The organism is Pseudoalteromonas sp. M8, assembly GCF_018141365.1.
GTDB lineage: Bacteria > Pseudomonadota > Gammaproteobacteria > Enterobacterales > Alteromonadaceae > Pseudoalteromonas.
Genome location: NZ_CP047240.1, coordinates 3,231,334 through 3,246,308, shown reverse-complemented (window position 1 = coordinate 3,246,308; position 14,975 = coordinate 3,231,334). Strand labels below are relative to the sequence as shown.

The window sequence follows — 14,975 nt, the reverse complement described above, 5'->3', positions numbered from 1 at the left end:
AATTGGTATTATTGTGGTTATTTTATACTTTGAAATTCTAACATTATTATGCAGAGCAACAATATTAGTGGTCTTTTCACCGTGATTAAATCATCTTTTTTGTATTGTGGCTGTTTCCTCTGAGTTGAGCAATTTTTAAAGTTGCTATTGTGTATGGTAGTTAGCCCTGATTTTTACTATAAAAAAGCCAGCTTACGCTGGCTTTGTTCGATAAAACCGCTATGTCTAGCATAGCGATTTATATTCTCTTACTCTTCGTCTTCAACAAGCGTCATCAGTGAAGTGTTACCACCAGAAGCTGTGGTATCGATACTGATGGTTTTCTCAGTCACTAGACGATTGATAAGCGTATCGTAGTACTCTGCACTGATCACCGGCAGGATAGCACCTTTACGCTCTGCAAGTTGCTGTGAGAAGTAACCAAGGCGTGAAGAGCGCGCAGCCACAACAGCACCTGCAAGGTGAGGGTGTGCCAAAATTGCTTGTAGCTGGTTTTGCTTCGCTACTTGGAATACGCCTTCAGCAACGCCAGTTGAGATGAACTTATCTCTAAATGCCAATGCTTCTTCATAAAACAAGTCAGAGGCTACTGTGATCACTGTGTTACCGGCAGCAAGTGCTGTGATAATTGAAATCGCCCAGAAGTTGAACGACGTACTCTTATCGGCATATACCACTACACAACCACGCGCTTCTAAGTGCAGCGTGTTCGATTCACCAGTAGGTCCTGGTAGCGTTGTGTAAGTACGCATACGCTTTTCTAAGCGGTTTAGCTGAGCACGCGCATCAGAAAGCGTTAATGACAAATCATCCGCCAGCTCGTCAATGATGTCTACTGTTGCCACTTTAGCAAGTAGCTGACGCACTGCCGAAACACGGTCATTAAGCGCAGTACGACGCCAGATCTTCTCATCACGCTTAGAGTTTTGCATCAGTTTTTCAACTTGCTCAACGGCACCTGGGAAGTGGTGGATCTCTAGCTCATCAGGCGTCAGATCTGTCATTTGTACGTTGTCTGGTGACGCTTTTTCTTTCACAAGGCGAAGTAGGTAGTTTGGACCACCTGCTTTTGGACCTGTACCAGATAGGCCACGACCACCAAATGGTTGAACACCAACGATCGCACCAATCATGTTACGGTTCACGTATACGTTACCCGCACGCGACATCTTAGCTAGGTATTCGCAGCGCTCTTCGATACGTGAATGAACGCCCATCGTTAGACCGTAGCCCGTACCATTGATTTGGTCGATCACATTATCAAGTTGATCTGCTTTGAAGCGTACAACGTGGACTACCGGACCGAATACTTCACGCTTAAGTACGGATAGATCAGAAATCTCATATAGACGAGGCGCGAAGAAGTAAGCACCGTTCTCGCTGTTATCAGGGATCTTAGCTTCGAATAGGAGCTTACCGTTCGACTTCATGTAATCAACATGCTTAGTCAAAGTGGTCAGCGCTTTTTCGTCGATTACTGGGCCTACGTCTGTAGATAGTAGCGATGGGTCGCCGATATGTAGCTCTTTAAGCGCACCTTGGATCATTTCAATGATACCGTCAGCAACATCTTCTTGTAAGAACAACACACGAAGTGCTGAACAGCGTTGACCGGCACTTTGGAAACCTGATGAAATAACATCGTCAACCACTTGCTCTGGTAATGCTGTTGAGTCAACGATCATACAGTTTTGACCACCAGTTTCTGCGATCAGAGGAACCTGAATATCGTTACGCTCAGCAAGAATTTGTGAGATAAGCGTACCTGTCTCTGTTGAACCTGTGAACATAACCGCTTGGATACGCTCGTCAGGCACGATGTGTTTACCCACTTCGCTACCGCGTGCGATAACCGGTTGTACTACGTGCTCTGGTAAACCAACGGTATGCATTAATTCAATACAACGCAGGGCAATCATGCTGGTTTGTTCAGCAGGCTTTGCAATAACGGTATTACCCGTCACGATAGCAGCAGCTACCTGACCTAAGAAGATCGCAAGCGGGAAGTTCCACGGGCTGATACATAAAATCACGCCACGAGCTTCAAAACGCTCATCTTTAGAAAGCTCTTCTGCACGCGCTGCATAGTAGTGACAGAAGTCAACGGCTTCACGTACTTCATCGATGCTGTCTTGGGTTACTTTACCTGCTTCTTTAATACAGATAGCAACAAGTTCATCATGGTGACGCTCAAGGATGTCAGCAGTGCGGCGTAGTAAGTTTGCACGCTCTTCAACTGAGGTTTGAGACCAACTTTCAAAAGCCGCATCAGCATTGGCAAGCACGCTTTGCATGTGTGCTTCATCGTGTAAAGGTAAAGATCCAATCACTTGTTTGTGGTTCGCAGGGTTACGAACAGCAAGGTGACCTTCTGGTACTTGGCTTTCATCAATTAGGTGTTCATTAAACCAGTTGTCTAGGTTTTCTTTAAACGGTGTTAAATCGTTGATGTCCGTAAGGTCTTTACCTTTTGAGTTTGGACGCTCATCGCCATAAAGCTCGATAGGTAGCTTAATCTGCGTATTGTAACGGTTACGTAGGCCTTGCAGTGTTTCTACAGGATCTGGAAGTAGTGACTCAACAGGCTTCGTAGTATCAACAATTGCGTTTACGAATGATGAGTTTGCACCATTTTCAAGTAGACGGCGTACCAGATAAGCAAGTAGGTCTTCGTGCTGACCAACTGGCGCATACACACGACACTGAATTCCTTCGTTTTCAACGATTTGGTCGTAAAGTGATTCACCCATACCGTGTAGGCGTTGGAACTCGAACCCTTTGTTATCGCCTTTGGCCACTTCTAGAATGGTTGCTGCGGTGTAAGCATTATGCGTCGCAAATTGCGGGAAAAGTACATCGCGTGCTTCAAGTAGCTTAATAGCACACGCTTTATAAGAAACGTCAGTCGTTGCTTTACGAGTGAACACAGGGAAGTGCTCAAGACCATCTTGTTGAGTGGTTTTGATTTCTGTATCCCAGTAAGCACCTTTAACTAGACGCACCATCAGTTTACGGCCTACGCGACGAGCAAGTTCAGCTACCCATTCCACAACGAAAATGGCACGTTTTTGATATGCTTGTACTGCAAGACCAAAACCATTCCAGTCGCCAAGTGCGTCGTCTGAGAATACCGCTTCGATGACATCTAGTGAGATATCTAAACGATCCGCTTCTTCCGCATCAACCGTGAAACCGATATCGTATTCTTTCGCAGCAATCGCAAGTTCTTTTAGCTTAGGTACAAGCTCGTCCATCACGCGGTCACGATGTGTGAATTCGTAGCGCGGGTGGATAGCAGAAAGCTTCACTGAAATACCTGGGCTCTTAATTGGGCCACGGCCTTTCGCTGCTTTACCGATCGCGTGGATAGCGGTCATATAGCTTTGGAAGTAACGATCTGCATCTTTCATCGTACGTGCGCCTTCACCTAGCATGTCGTACGAATATACATAACCTTTTTGTTCTTTATCAGCGGCGCGATCGATAGCATCTTGAATGGTTTCACCCATTACAAACTGCTTACCCATGATCTTCATTGCATAGTTAACGGATTTACGGATAACTGGCTCACCAAGACGACCAATTGTGCGTTTTAGCACGCCAAATTGTTCTTCTTTATTCTTGTCCGAATAATTAACCATTTTACCAGTAACGAGTAGACCCCAGCTTGAAGCGTTAACAAATAACGAGTCGCTGCTGCCTAAGTGTGAACTCCAGTCGCCTTGTGCGAGCTTGTCACGGATTAGGCTTTCTTGCGTTGCTTTGTCTGGTACACGAAGTAGCGCTTCGGCCAAACACATCAGTACCACGCCTTCTTCGGTAGAAAGAGAGAATTCATTTAAAAGCGCGTCGACACCGTTTTGACCATCTTGATCTCTACGAATGTTCAATACCATTTGACGTGCACGTTCCCATGCTCGGCTTCGAGCTGTAACGCCTACCTCAGCTAAAGGTAAAATATGATCAATTACTGCGTTCTCATCGATGCGGTAAAAATCACGGATCTTTTGTCGGATAGGACAGTTAGTTGTCAAATCGCCGTTATAAAGCATAAGCAACCCTCAAAAATTGGAGTCAAAAATACATGTAATTCGCGCCTGCCTATGGAATCACACACCTTAATGTGTAGATTACAAAACTACATCTGAACTGATGCCAAACTATGCAACCAAAGGTTGAAAGTGTAGTTTAATTTGTATAGGAAGCCTCAATTACGACAAAATGATGCAGTCACATTGCTAACCATAACACACCCATTTGGGGGTTCAAATTTTAGCCAGAATGCATAATCTAAATGTTCGAACAAAGTTGCGTTAAAGGCTGAAACAAGCCGCTTTGTTCTTTATCGTTAATTTCGCGGGCATTCTATCGAAAAGACAGCAGAATATGCTGTTTTATTTTCAACGAATACGGTAAATTTGCGGGTAATCTCAAACCCTCACAAAATTTTATGCTGATATGACGACTTCCATTAAAACTCGGGTATTAGATCGCATCGACTTAGCAATCTTAGACGCGCTTCAGCGCAATGCTCGGATCTCTAATGTAAACTTGGCGAAAGAGGTAAACTTGAGTCCGAGTCCTTGCCTCGATCGAGTAAAAAAACTCGAGTCCGAGGGATATATCGAAGGATATACGGCAAGATTAAATGCCGCGAAACTTGGCCAGCATTTGGTTGCGCATGTGGAGATCACCTTGAAAAGCTCGACCGAAGTGGTATTTGAGGTGTTTAAACAGCACATTGTAAAAATCCCCAACGTCGTTTCTTGTGATATGGTAGCTGGTGGTTTTGATTATTTAGTTAAGATCCGAGTCCAAGATATGCGTCAATATCGAGAGGTATTAGGTCAAATCGTTGAAATACCTGGAGTTGGCACAAATCATACCTATATGGTGATAGAACACGTCAAAGAAGACATGGGTGTAGAAGTGCTGAACTATCAGTAACTGTTGACCCAGTTTAAGGAATAATAGATGCAAAAAGTGGTACTTATCACCGGTGCGAGCCGTGGGATTGGTGCGGCAACGGCTCAACTGCTGGGACAACAAGGATTTACTGTTGTTATAAATTACAAGCAGAACGTGCAAGCCGCAGAAACGGTTGCTGATACCATCCTAAGTAATAATGGTAAAGCGCATTTGTTACAAGCAGATGTCACAGACGAAAAATCTGTAGAGGCAATGTTTGACAAGATAAAGACCGATATTGGCATGGTAACGCATTTGGTCAACAACGCTGGCGTGCTGAACGTGCAGACTCGAGTTGAACACATGACCGCAGCGCGCATCAACAATATGCTTACTAATAATGTTACGCCGTATTTTATTTGTGCTCGCGAAGCAATTAAACATATGCGTTTGAGTGCCAATCCAGCACAGTGCGCAATGGTGAATGTATCGTCGGCAGCTTCTTATTTAGGTGGGGCTAATGAGTATGTTGACTATGCGGCTGCAAAAGGTGCAATAGACAGCTTCACTAAAGGTTTATCTCTGGAATTAGCCGCTGAACAGATCCGCGTGAACTGCGTGAGACCGGGCTGTATTTATACCGATATTCACGGCGACGGTGGCGAACCAAACCGAGTTGATCGTCTAGCCGATTTTTTACCGCTGAAGCGAGGTGGAACCGCGATTGAGGTTGCCAATGCCATCGCTTGGCTTTTAAGTGACGAAGCAAGCTTTGTTACAGGAACTTTTATTGATTTAGCTGGAGGGAAATAGCAATTTATGAAAAATAAAATTGTTTATGTCTCAGGAACATTTGATTTATTTCACAGTAATCATTTAAAAATGATTAGTTATGGCCGAGGTTTAGGGGACACGTTGATCGTTGGTGTAAGTACCGATGAACTTGTTTGTTCTTATAAAAAGCCACCAGCAGTGCCATTTGAAGAGCGTTTGGCGATTATCGAAGGGTTAAGAGACCCAGATCTTGCTATTCCACAACGTACTTTAGATCATCGTGAAACGGTGAAAAATCTAAATATTGATGTGTTCGTGATTGGCGATGATTGGAAGGGAAAATATGATTATCTGAAAGAGCTTGGGGTTCAGGTATTTTACTTTCCTTATGGTGCTGGCGTTAGCTCTAGTAACTTAAAGCAAAAAATCTACGATCAGTATAAAAAGCTGATTGAGCAAAGCGACAATCATCCAATCCCAGAGCCACAGAAATGAAAGTGTTAATAACGGGCGGACAGGGTGGTCTTGCCGCTTATTTAAGCGATGAACTGAAGCGCTTAGGACATGAAGTGGAAGCGCCATCGCGCGCGCAGCTTGATGTTTCTAAACCAGCTGAAGTTGAGCGTTTTTTTGACGACAAATCTTATGACTGTGTAATCAATGCGGCAGGAACGCTTTACTCAAGTTTAGTGGCAGACTCTGACCCAAGTCTTTGGATCCGTGACATCGAAGTAAACCTAATCGGCACTTATTTAATTTCTCGTGCTGCAATTAAAGCAAACAAAGCGGTGCATTTGATCAATGTGGCGTCGACGGCGGCATTTAACAGTTACAAAGATTGGACGTCTTATTGTGCGGCGAAAGCGGGCGTGGTGACTCTATCTAAAGGTCTTCACAAGGACGGCTACAAAATAGCGGTACTGTGCCCCGGGGCAATAGATACTAAACTGCGCGATGGTCTTACTATCAATAATCCCAATGTGATGAGCATACCACAAGGCGCCGCGCCAATCTTAGAGGCTGTAACTACACCACAGCACATCGGTAAGCTGTTTTTTTATCGCCTGAACGAAAGTCGTAGCGAGTCGCTTGATTAGACTGTTTTGCTAATATTCATTGGCATAATGCACTAGAGCTACGTTCTCAATACGATTGCGCAAGGTCGGTGCAAGCAGTTTGTAATAGTATGTGGTGGCATGGAAGTCACCGCGCTCATCACTGACAAAATGAGGGATTTGCCCAGCAACTTTAAAGCCCAAGCTCTGATATAAGATTTCTGCGTCCGAATCCGATTGTGTGTCAAGGACGAGTAACGATATCTGCTGCCGTGTAGATTCTTGCTCTATGGCTTGCATCAGCTTTGTTGCTACGCCTTTTCGTCGGCTATTCGGATGAACTAATAGCTTTTCAACTTCAGCCCGGTGCTGAGCATTATCTTTTGTTGCCGGCGAGAGTTGCACACAACCTGCCATTACGCCATTAAGTTCAGCGATAATAAGCGTCTTTTGCGACTTGATCACAGCATCGAATACCTGCCACCAGTAGTTTTGTATTGCTCTGCTAGAGGAAGAGGGCAAAAAGCCGATAGAGGCGCCAAGATTAATACAGGCTTGCGTCAGCGCACTGAGCTGTTTTACCCAAAGCTGACAATCTAAGCGATTGTATTTCAAGCTAGGCGCCTGAATAATGCGAAGCTGCATAGCGGTATTAGACAAACTGTTCATGCAGTTCCTTATTTATCCGAGCCAGACTTTGCTCAAGCCTTGCCTTTTCATGCATTAATTTCTGCCATCGAGTTTGCTGCTTCTCTTGGGAGCGTCGCAGTGCTTCGTAAAGTGCTCGCTGCGACACATGATAGGCTTTTGCAGCTTGTGATGGGGTGAGCATATCGTTCATTACTGCGTGTACTGCAGTTTCTAGTTTGCCAAGTGTCATTGCGCTTCTTCCTTACCATCTACAGGGTTTGTTGCTGTATCGTGCACAGGCCAGATACTCACATCCAAATGCCAAAGTAAGTACATCGTTTGATATAAAGTGTACATAATTACGCTCCTTTCATCCGTCGTGTCGTTTAATAAGGAAAAACTGTGCCAGAAATTAAAACTATTTAATATCAATAGGATGCGGTTTTTGTTGGTCTGTAAATACGTTCATATTGCACTGCTTTAGTGAGGTGAGTGCAGCATTTGCACCGAATTGAACAGAATTAGCGCGAGAGTGCTTAAAAGTTAATTTGGATCAAATTAAAGTGAATAAAGTAAATAAAATGTTTATTTTTAATATTTGGATAGTAGGCTTTGTGCGACTTTATTGAAGGAGCATTTTTTCATGTCTGAATTATCCAGAACGCAAGATATTACAGACCCTGAGGGGTTACAGTTCCAAATTCAAATCGACGACATTGCGGTTAACGCATGCGACGGTGAAACCGTGTTGTCTGTTTTGCTTGCGGCGAACTACAAGCAAATTATGGAAAGCGATCGAGAAGCCGTATCTGGTGCTTATTGTGGTATGGGCGTTTGTCATTGTTGTCAGGTAACGATAAACAAGCAACATAAACAAAAGGCTTGCCAAACCTTAGTACAACCCAACATGCAGGTTGAAACTAAACAAAATCGTTTCAAGCAGGTTGGAGTATAGTGTGATGTCTAATTGTCAAAAAGAAAAAATCGTTATTGTTGGTGCAGGGCCTGCTGGCGTTAGCTGTGCAGCTGAGCTGGCTAAATATGGCATTACTAGCACCTTAGTGGATGAAGCACCAAAAATTGGTGGGGTGATCTATCGCGGGCCACTTCGACAAGCAAGTAAGCTTCCTCATTTAGATGAAAATCTTAAACGTGCGATGGCTGCACTAAAGGTACGCTACGAACATCATAAACAAGATATAACACTACAACTACAAACCAAAGTGCTTGGGCCTGAAGGCGAAAGCGGTTTGTTGTTGCAAACACAAAATCAGTTAACACAAATAGATTACACCAAGTTGGTTCTGGCAACTGGTTGTCATGAGCGCAGTGTGCCATTTGAAGGATGGCAGTTACCTGGTGTGATGTTAATGGGTGGGATGCAACTTCAGCTTAAAAGTGGGTTAGTTCGACCAGGGAAAAAAGTGGCGTTAGTCGGAACTGGACCATTATTGCCACTGGTTGCTTGCCAGTTACATAAATCCGGTGCACAAGTGGTTGGCGTATATGAAGCGAGTCGCTTTAGTGAACTGGCGAAAGAGACCGTGGCGCTGCTCAATAAACCTAAGCTTACGCTTTCGGGATTGAGTATGTTGGCGTATCTCAAAAAGCATAATATTCCGTTCAAGTATGGTTATGGCATTGTGAAAGCAGAAGGCCAAGAAAAACTCTCTAGCGTTACCGTAGCGCCTTACGATGAGCATTGGCATGCGGACTTGTCAAAAGCACAGCATTTAGCCGTGGATAGTTTGGGAGTTGGCTATGGTTTTGTTGCCCGCACCCAGCTTGCCATGCTACTTGGGGTTTCTCATCAGTACACCACCACGAATGGTTATGTGCCTTTATTAGATGACAATTTACGCAGTAGCTTAAATTCAATTTTTGTCTGTGGTGATACCAATGGTTTGCTAGGCGCAGAAGCGGCTATCATTGAAGGGAAAATGGCCGCAACCATGCTTGCCTATGAGCAAGCCTGTTTAAGCGAATCGACCTTCCACACGCGGATGCGCAAGCTCAAAACTAAGCGTAAGCAAGCACAGAAGTTTAGAGCCGGATTTGACCGCTTCTCGGCGCGCCGAGAGGGGCTGCTTGCGTTAACCCAGGCAGATACCGTGGTGTGTCGCTGCGAACAAGTAAAACGCCAGCAACTCGATTTAGCATTGCAACAAGGTGCAAAAGATTTATCTAGCGTAAAAATGAGAACTCGTATTGGCATGGGAGACTGCCAAGGAAAAATGTGTTCTAGCTATGCGTTAGATCGACTGCATGCGGCAGGGCACTTAGGTACGCTGGGCGTGATAAGACCAAGATTCCCACTTGACCCAATTCCATTTACTTTACTGGAGAAAAACCATGAAGCAGTATGATGTCATTATCGCAGGTGGCGGTGTAATAGGCGCTGCTTGTGCCTATTTTTTAAGTCGCGATACCAACCTAAAAATCGCGTTAGTGGATTTAAAAAAGCCGGGTAACGCGTCTCGTGCATCTGCGGGTGGATTATGGGCGATTGGTGAGTCGGTCGGACTTGGCTGTGGTGTGATCTTCTTCAAAACCTTGTCGAAGCTCCAAAGTGAAGGCGATACCGAAGCTGCGGAAACATTGCGGCCGCATCAATTACCAGAATGCTTTTTTGAACTTGCGCTCAAGTCAAACGAGTTATATCCAGCACTGCATGAGGAAATGCTGACCAGACACGATGTCGACTTTAAGTTTGAACGTACCGGTCTTAAATTCATTATGTACAATCGCGATGATGAAATATATGCAGATAGTATAGTGTCTGGGATTCCCAATTTGTCTTCGCAGATCCGATGGTTAGACCAACAGCAATTACGTGCAGAGGAACCTTACATCACCCCAGATGCAATTGGTGCAATAGATTTTATTTGCGACCATCAGGTAAACCCATACCGGTTAGTTGATGCGTATACCGAAGGTGCACGCCAAAATGGTGTTGAGTTATTTTTGAATACCGAAGTGCTAGAGGTACTGCGTGAAGGCAGTAAGGTGATAGGCGTGAAGACGCAAGATCAAAGCCTGCATTGCGAGACTCTAATTAATGCCGCTGGTGCCTGGGCGGATGACATTTACCATCAGGCGACAGGTAAACACATGCCTGTTTACCCTGTTAAGGGTCAAATAGTGCTGTCTGAGCGTATGCCGAAAGTATTAAATGGTTGTATCAGTACCAGTGATTGCTACATTGCACAAAAAGACAACGGCGAGATTTTAATTGGCTCATCAACGGAGGAAAAAGGCTTCGATACCACCAACAGTCTAGATAAAATCACCGAGTTGTCACAAGGTGCTATGAAATGTTTGCCAGTGCTAAAAGAGTCGAGTATTAAACGTTGTTGGGCAGGACTTAGACCTGGTACACCGGATGAGCTGCCAATTTTGGGCCCCGTTGATGGCGTGGAAGGTTACATTAATGCGTGTGGGCACTTTAGGACGGGGATTTTAATGTCGGCCATTACTGGCACGCTTATTACTGAACTCATGACAGGCAAACCTACCTCTGTTGATTTAGCTCCGTTTCGCGTTGAAAGGTTCGAATAAGTATTTGATTCTGTTGTCTTAATGGGATATATCTAGTTGCTGATGAATATTCCATTAAGGCAAGATAGACGGTGCAATTACGCAAGCCTAAAAAACTAAACCGAGGTGATACCCTTGCGATTGTATCACCTAGCTGGGGTGGCCCAGGTACATTTCCTCACATCTTTGAGGAAGGGTTAGCAAACCTGCGTTCGCTTGGTTTTAATATTGTTGAAATGATGTGCTAAGCTCAAACTGTCACCTAAGTTAACTCGAACTTGTTAAATTAACATATATATGTATCGTTAGAATATCTAATTGACAGTCTGAGTTGTTTTTTAAGTTAGTCTGAACTTTACAAGGTGATAAATATAAATAGTGAAGTATTCCACTATTTATATTTGTCTCGGTGTTTGCACAAGAATGCTAGTAAAACCCCAGTAATAAATCCTGATATATGTGCAGTATTGCTAATCGAATGTGATAGTAGTGCGCTTAAAGCGGTGCTCATAAATAAAAAGTTAACTATTGATATGTGCAGGTTTCCAGTTTTTATATTTTTGTTTTTATATGAGTTAATGGTGATGTAACCAAGTAATGCATATATTCCTGCAGAAATTCCGCCATATGCGTCAGCAGAGGTGAGACCAAAAAAATACAAAAAATATGCAGATATAGCTCCAGTGATACAACCTGAGATAAAAACAAATAACCCTGTTCTTCTCACTAATGCTATAAATAATGGACCTGATAACAATGCGAAAGCAAGATTACTAAACCAGTGGGTTAATCCAGAGTGAAAGAATGATGCTGTGATAATTCGCCACCACTCACCTGCCATAATTAACTTATAAATCCCACCATATCGATACGCTGCTTCTTCAAACCCACCTGCTAAGTAGTTTACAAATACTTGAATTAATCCTATGGCTAAGCATATAAAAAACCATTTTTCAGCATGTTTTTTATACCTGTGTGATAGGTTGGAGATAAACACATTTCTATCAGTTAGGCTCTGCAGATTATTTGAAATTGTGATGTAGTCAATTGTTAAGTATAGCGTTACTATTAGTCCTGATAAGGTAAGGTTTAGTAGTTTTTCATTTTTTGTATATGTGAATAAAAGTAATGAGACTAATGTGGCGAATATTGAGTATATGATGATGAACTGAGATTTTTTCTTGTTAAATTTAAATGCGCTTTTCTTAAAGCCATCAACAAGCATAACCGGTTTAAAATCTTGACTGTATGGTAAAGCTATAAAAAGTGGTGAGAGTATATGCCATTTAGAAATAGCTCTGTTTACGTTTGACTCACCTGAAAATATCTTACCATTTCCAACTTTAGCTCTAACTTCCTCTATAGATGCAGTCTTTTCCATCTTACCTCGCTTTATTAAGTGATAAGTTGCAACAAGGCTGAACATGTAGCCTTGTTGCTTATCCTAACTAAAAAAATTAAGAAACGAAATACAAGGCTGCTGCAATTGGTATAGCAAATCCAAGTGTAGCAGGGTTACTTATTTTTAATCATTATTGTCATGCTTATCTCTTGCTAATGAAAGGCAAGGCCACATCTGTTTATTTAGTTCCGTTTCGAGATGAAAGCTTGAGTGAGTATTTGATTTTGTAGTCTTAATTGGATATATCTAGTCGCTAATGAATATTCCATTAAGGCAGGATAAACGGTGCAATTGCGCAAGCCTAAAAAACTAAACCGAGGTGATACCCTTGCGATTGTATCACCTAGCTGGGGTGGCCCAGGTATATTTCCACACATCTTTGATCAAGGGCTGGCAAACTTGCGTTCGCTTGGTTTTAATATTGTCGAAATGCCGTCGGCTCGAACGGCTGCAGACGTACTCTTTTCACAGCCGCAATTACGTGCAAAAGATATTAATGATGCCTTTGCCGATCCGAATATAGCCGGGATAATTTCTTCTATTGGTGGTTCAGATTCCGCGCGGATCCTACCTTATTTAGATAAATCCGTTATCTTGAATAACCCTAAGTTTATGATGGGCTATTCTGATTTTTCCACGCTGACCACACTGCTGAACCAATGGGGATTAGTCACTTTTAACGGCCCATCAGTCATGGCCGGTTTCTCCCAGTACCACAATGCTAGTGCTGAATATCAAGCCTATTTAGTGCAGGCGCTGCTAGGTGAAGTCCATTATCCAATATTCAAAGCTTATTCTCATGGCTATCCGGAGTGGGCAATACCAGAAAACGTCGGTAAGCTGCATCCCGCAATTGCGACAAATGGTCCAAAAGTACTGCAAGGTACTGGGCAAGTGGAAGGGCGGCTATTTGGCGGCTGTTTTGAAGTGATGGAGATGCTAAAAGGCACAGAATACTGGCCATCGCCGTCATTTTGGCAAGACAAATTGCTATTTTTAGAAACCTCTGAGGATAAACCTAGTCAAGATTATATTCGCTTTTGGTTACGTAACTATGGGGTGATGGGGGTGTTTGAAAAAATATCCGGCTTAATGATTGGCCGTGCACGGGATTACAGCGAGCACGAGATGGCTGCGCTTGATGAGGTGATTTTATCGGTTGTACGTGATGAGTTTGGCTGTGACAGTTTACCTGTAATAACTCGGCTTGATTTCGGCCATACCGATCCGCAGTGGATTTTGCCGTTAGGAATACAGCACCGCTTGGATCTGGACAACTTCAGTCTAAATGCGATAGAGCCGGTATTTGATTTGTTGTAATGGTGTGATGAGGGAGACATACTGTGCTGAAAAGTTTTTTGGTGAGTGCAGGCAAATTTGCTGCTTTGAGAGAAAAACTAGAGCTCGTAGTCAAAACTAATCCCCTTAACCACACCAGAAGAGCATAACTTCTCGGCGGGTGAACCGCCTCCCACAAAACTATTTAGACTGTGGGGTAGGAGGCTGCGCTGATAGTCTTTGCAATGCTTGCAAGCAGCTTAATCATAAAAATTGTAGAAGATCTCACAAGCAACGTATTCCCCCTCCATCACACCCGAAAAGCATAAGCTGATATGCAATGTGCCGACAGGATGTCGGCCAAGTCTTGTCTGGCATAGGGATGTGCCTTACAAGGCGGTTGCACTATATCAGCTTAGGGTTTGAGGATTGAGTGTGATGCTGGGGCGACGTTTTCTTGGTTCGTTCTTTTTCGTCGTTTAAAAAGAATGAACGAGAAGCGCATGGATGCGCTTTGATATTAAACATGGAGGTTTATGTTGCTAACGACTGGTAGCTCGAAATTTACCGTAAAGTCAGCCCGTCCTCCTGACGGATTTCGACACCCATCCATGGACTACGACTTACTTTTCTTTGATGGCCAAAGAATCGTTGCGCAAAAGAAAGGGCACTCCCAACATCACACTGACTCCTCAAGTAAATTGCCAATATGAACGTCACCGCGGTGTAAGGGCTATCCTTGGCCCTGTCACCGCTTTTCACGCATCCATGCGTTGAAATGACTCATTGGCAATTCACTTTCGGGTGTGATGAGGGAGGAAAACGGTGCTGATAGTTTTGTTTGGTGCTTGCAGGCAAATTTGCTGCTTTGAGAGAAAAACTAGAGCTCGCAGTCAAAACCAATCCCCCCTCCATCACACCCGAAAAGCATAAGCTGATATGCAATGTGCCGACAGGATGTCGGCCAAGTCTTGTCTGGCATAGGGATGTGCCTTACAAGACGGTTGCTACCAATTGTATTAGGTAAATGAGCAATTTGAAGCGGAGAAATAGCTTTAGTAGCTAGGCAAAAATTTTGCTATTTAGTTGTTCTAAATGAGAAATTTTTAACGACGCTAATATGGTATTTCACCCTTCAAATTGATTGGAGACTTAGTGCAATTGGTATTATATATCGGCTTGGGATTTGAGGATTGAGTGTGATGCTGGGGCGACGTTTTCTTGGTTCGTTCTTTTTCGTCGTTTAAAAAGAATGAACGAGAAGCGCATGAATGCGCTTTGATATTAGCCAAGGAGGGGATGCTTGATTATGGCTGCTTTGTAAAATCAAGTAATTAACCTGCTTAATTGCTCAAGCTAGCGGCCTCTGTACGCGTAAAAAATATAATTGC

At 43.5% G+C, this 14,975-nt stretch carries 12 protein-coding genes; 8 read left to right on the top strand and 4 right to left on the bottom strand.

Features of this window, described 5'->3' with window-relative positions:
• Window positions 1-248: 248 nt before the first annotated feature.
• Window positions 249-4,052, bottom strand: a complete 3,804-nt coding sequence (putA, locus tag GSF13_RS19445) for a bifunctional proline dehydrogenase/L-glutamate gamma-semialdehyde dehydrogenase PutA (RefSeq protein WP_211866747.1) — start codon at window positions 4,050-4,052, stop codon at window positions 249-251.
• A gap of 406 nt (window positions 4,053-4,458) precedes the next feature.
• On the opposite strand from putA, the gene GSF13_RS19440 reads away from it, so the two are divergent.
• The 4 genes from GSF13_RS19440 to GSF13_RS19425 are packed head-to-tail and all read left to right on the top strand — an operon-like array spanning window position 4,459 to window position 6,779.
• Window positions 4,459-4,947 carry a winged helix-turn-helix transcriptional regulator gene (locus tag GSF13_RS19440; protein ID WP_010606176.1) on the top strand — a complete coding sequence of 163 codons (489 nt, stop codon included), beginning with the start codon at window positions 4,459-4,461 and terminating at the stop codon, window positions 4,945-4,947.
• Window positions 4,948-4,974: 27 nt separating this feature from the next.
• Entirely contained in the window at window positions 4,975-5,721 is a 747-nt protein-coding gene (locus GSF13_RS19435; RefSeq protein ID WP_102057318.1) for an SDR family oxidoreductase, read from the top strand.
• A 6-nt stretch (window positions 5,722-5,727) separates the two neighbouring features.
• Window positions 5,728-6,177, top strand: a complete 450-nt coding sequence (locus tag GSF13_RS19430; protein ID WP_010371961.1) for an adenylyltransferase/cytidyltransferase family protein — start codon at window positions 5,728-5,730, stop codon at window positions 6,175-6,177.
• Window positions 6,174-6,779, top strand: a complete 606-nt coding sequence (locus GSF13_RS19425) for an SDR family oxidoreductase (protein WP_010606178.1) — start codon at window positions 6,174-6,176, stop codon at window positions 6,777-6,779. Before GSF13_RS19430 ends, GSF13_RS19425 begins: the two co-directional genes overlap by 4 nt.
• A 9-nt stretch (window positions 6,780-6,788) precedes the next feature.
• Here the strand turns inward: GSF13_RS19425 and GSF13_RS19420 are convergent, their stop codons facing one another.
• Both GSF13_RS19420 and GSF13_RS19415 read right to left on the bottom strand, forming a co-directional pair.
• Complete coding sequence (locus GSF13_RS19420; protein WP_211866745.1) at window positions 6,789-7,406, bottom strand: GNAT family N-acetyltransferase; 618 nt, start codon at window positions 7,404-7,406, stop codon at window positions 6,789-6,791.
• Complete coding sequence (locus GSF13_RS19415; protein ID WP_174169882.1) at window positions 7,390-7,617, bottom strand: helix-turn-helix domain-containing protein; 228 nt, start codon at window positions 7,615-7,617, stop codon at window positions 7,390-7,392. The genes GSF13_RS19420 and GSF13_RS19415 overlap by 17 nt, the downstream gene beginning before the upstream one ends.
• Window positions 7,618-8,010: 393 nt before the next feature.
• Between GSF13_RS19415 and GSF13_RS19410 the strand changes: the two genes are divergently transcribed.
• The 3 genes from GSF13_RS19410 to GSF13_RS19400 are packed head-to-tail and all read left to right on the top strand — an operon-like array spanning window position 8,011 to window position 10,925.
• Complete coding sequence (locus GSF13_RS19410) at window positions 8,011-8,322, top strand: 2Fe-2S iron-sulfur cluster-binding protein (RefSeq protein ID WP_010371949.1); 312 nt, start codon at window positions 8,011-8,013, stop codon at window positions 8,320-8,322.
• Between the two features lie 4 nt (window positions 8,323-8,326).
• Window positions 8,327-9,733, top strand: a complete 1,407-nt coding sequence (locus GSF13_RS19405) for an NAD(P)/FAD-dependent oxidoreductase (protein ID WP_211866743.1) — start codon at window positions 8,327-8,329, stop codon at window positions 9,731-9,733.
• Window positions 9,720-10,925, top strand: a complete 1,206-nt coding sequence (locus GSF13_RS19400) for an FAD-dependent oxidoreductase (protein ID WP_174169884.1) — start codon at window positions 9,720-9,722, stop codon at window positions 10,923-10,925. Before GSF13_RS19405 ends, GSF13_RS19400 begins: the two co-directional genes overlap by 14 nt.
• Window positions 10,926-11,295: 370 nt before the next feature.
• Here the strand turns inward: GSF13_RS19400 and GSF13_RS19395 are convergent, their stop codons facing one another.
• Window positions 11,296-12,285, bottom strand: coding sequence for a rhomboid family intramembrane serine protease (locus tag GSF13_RS19395; protein ID WP_211866741.1), 990 nt, complete (start codon window positions 12,283-12,285; stop codon window positions 11,296-11,298).
• Window positions 12,286-12,591: 306 nt separating this feature from the next.
• Here GSF13_RS19395 and GSF13_RS19390 point away from each other — a divergent pair, with 306 nt between their 5' ends.
• A complete protein-coding gene (locus tag GSF13_RS19390; protein WP_211866739.1) occupies window positions 12,592-13,626 on the top strand; it encodes a S66 peptidase family protein in 1,035 nt (344 codons plus the stop codon).
• Window positions 13,627-14,975 lie beyond the last annotated feature (1,349 nt).

Coding starts and splice junctions, on each gene's coding strand:
- GSF13_RS19410 (WP_010371949.1), top strand. CDS start 8,011: ATGTCTGAATTATCCAGAACGCAAGATATTACAGACCCTGAGGGGTTA.
- GSF13_RS19395 (WP_211866741.1), bottom strand. CDS start 12,285: ATGGAAAAGACTGCATCTATAGAGGAAGTTAGAGCTAAAGTTGGAAAT.
- putA (WP_211866747.1), bottom strand. CDS start 4,052: ATGCTTTATAACGGCGATTTGACAACTAACTGTCCTATCCGACAAAAG.
- GSF13_RS19440 (WP_010606176.1), top strand. CDS start 4,459: ATGACGACTTCCATTAAAACTCGGGTATTAGATCGCATCGACTTAGCA.
- GSF13_RS19400 (WP_174169884.1), top strand. CDS start 9,720: ATGAAGCAGTATGATGTCATTATCGCAGGTGGCGGTGTAATAGGCGCT.
- GSF13_RS19415 (WP_174169882.1), bottom strand. CDS start 7,617: ATGACACTTGGCAAACTAGAAACTGCAGTACACGCAGTAATGAACGAT.
- GSF13_RS19420 (WP_211866745.1), bottom strand. CDS start 7,406: ATGAACAGTTTGTCTAATACCGCTATGCAGCTTCGCATTATTCAGGCG.
- GSF13_RS19430 (WP_010371961.1), top strand. CDS start 5,728: ATGAAAAATAAAATTGTTTATGTCTCAGGAACATTTGATTTATTTCAC.
- GSF13_RS19435 (WP_102057318.1), top strand. CDS start 4,975: ATGCAAAAAGTGGTACTTATCACCGGTGCGAGCCGTGGGATTGGTGCG.
- GSF13_RS19405 (WP_211866743.1), top strand. CDS start 8,327: ATGTCTAATTGTCAAAAAGAAAAAATCGTTATTGTTGGTGCAGGGCCT.
- GSF13_RS19425 (WP_010606178.1), top strand. CDS start 6,174: ATGAAAGTGTTAATAACGGGCGGACAGGGTGGTCTTGCCGCTTATTTA.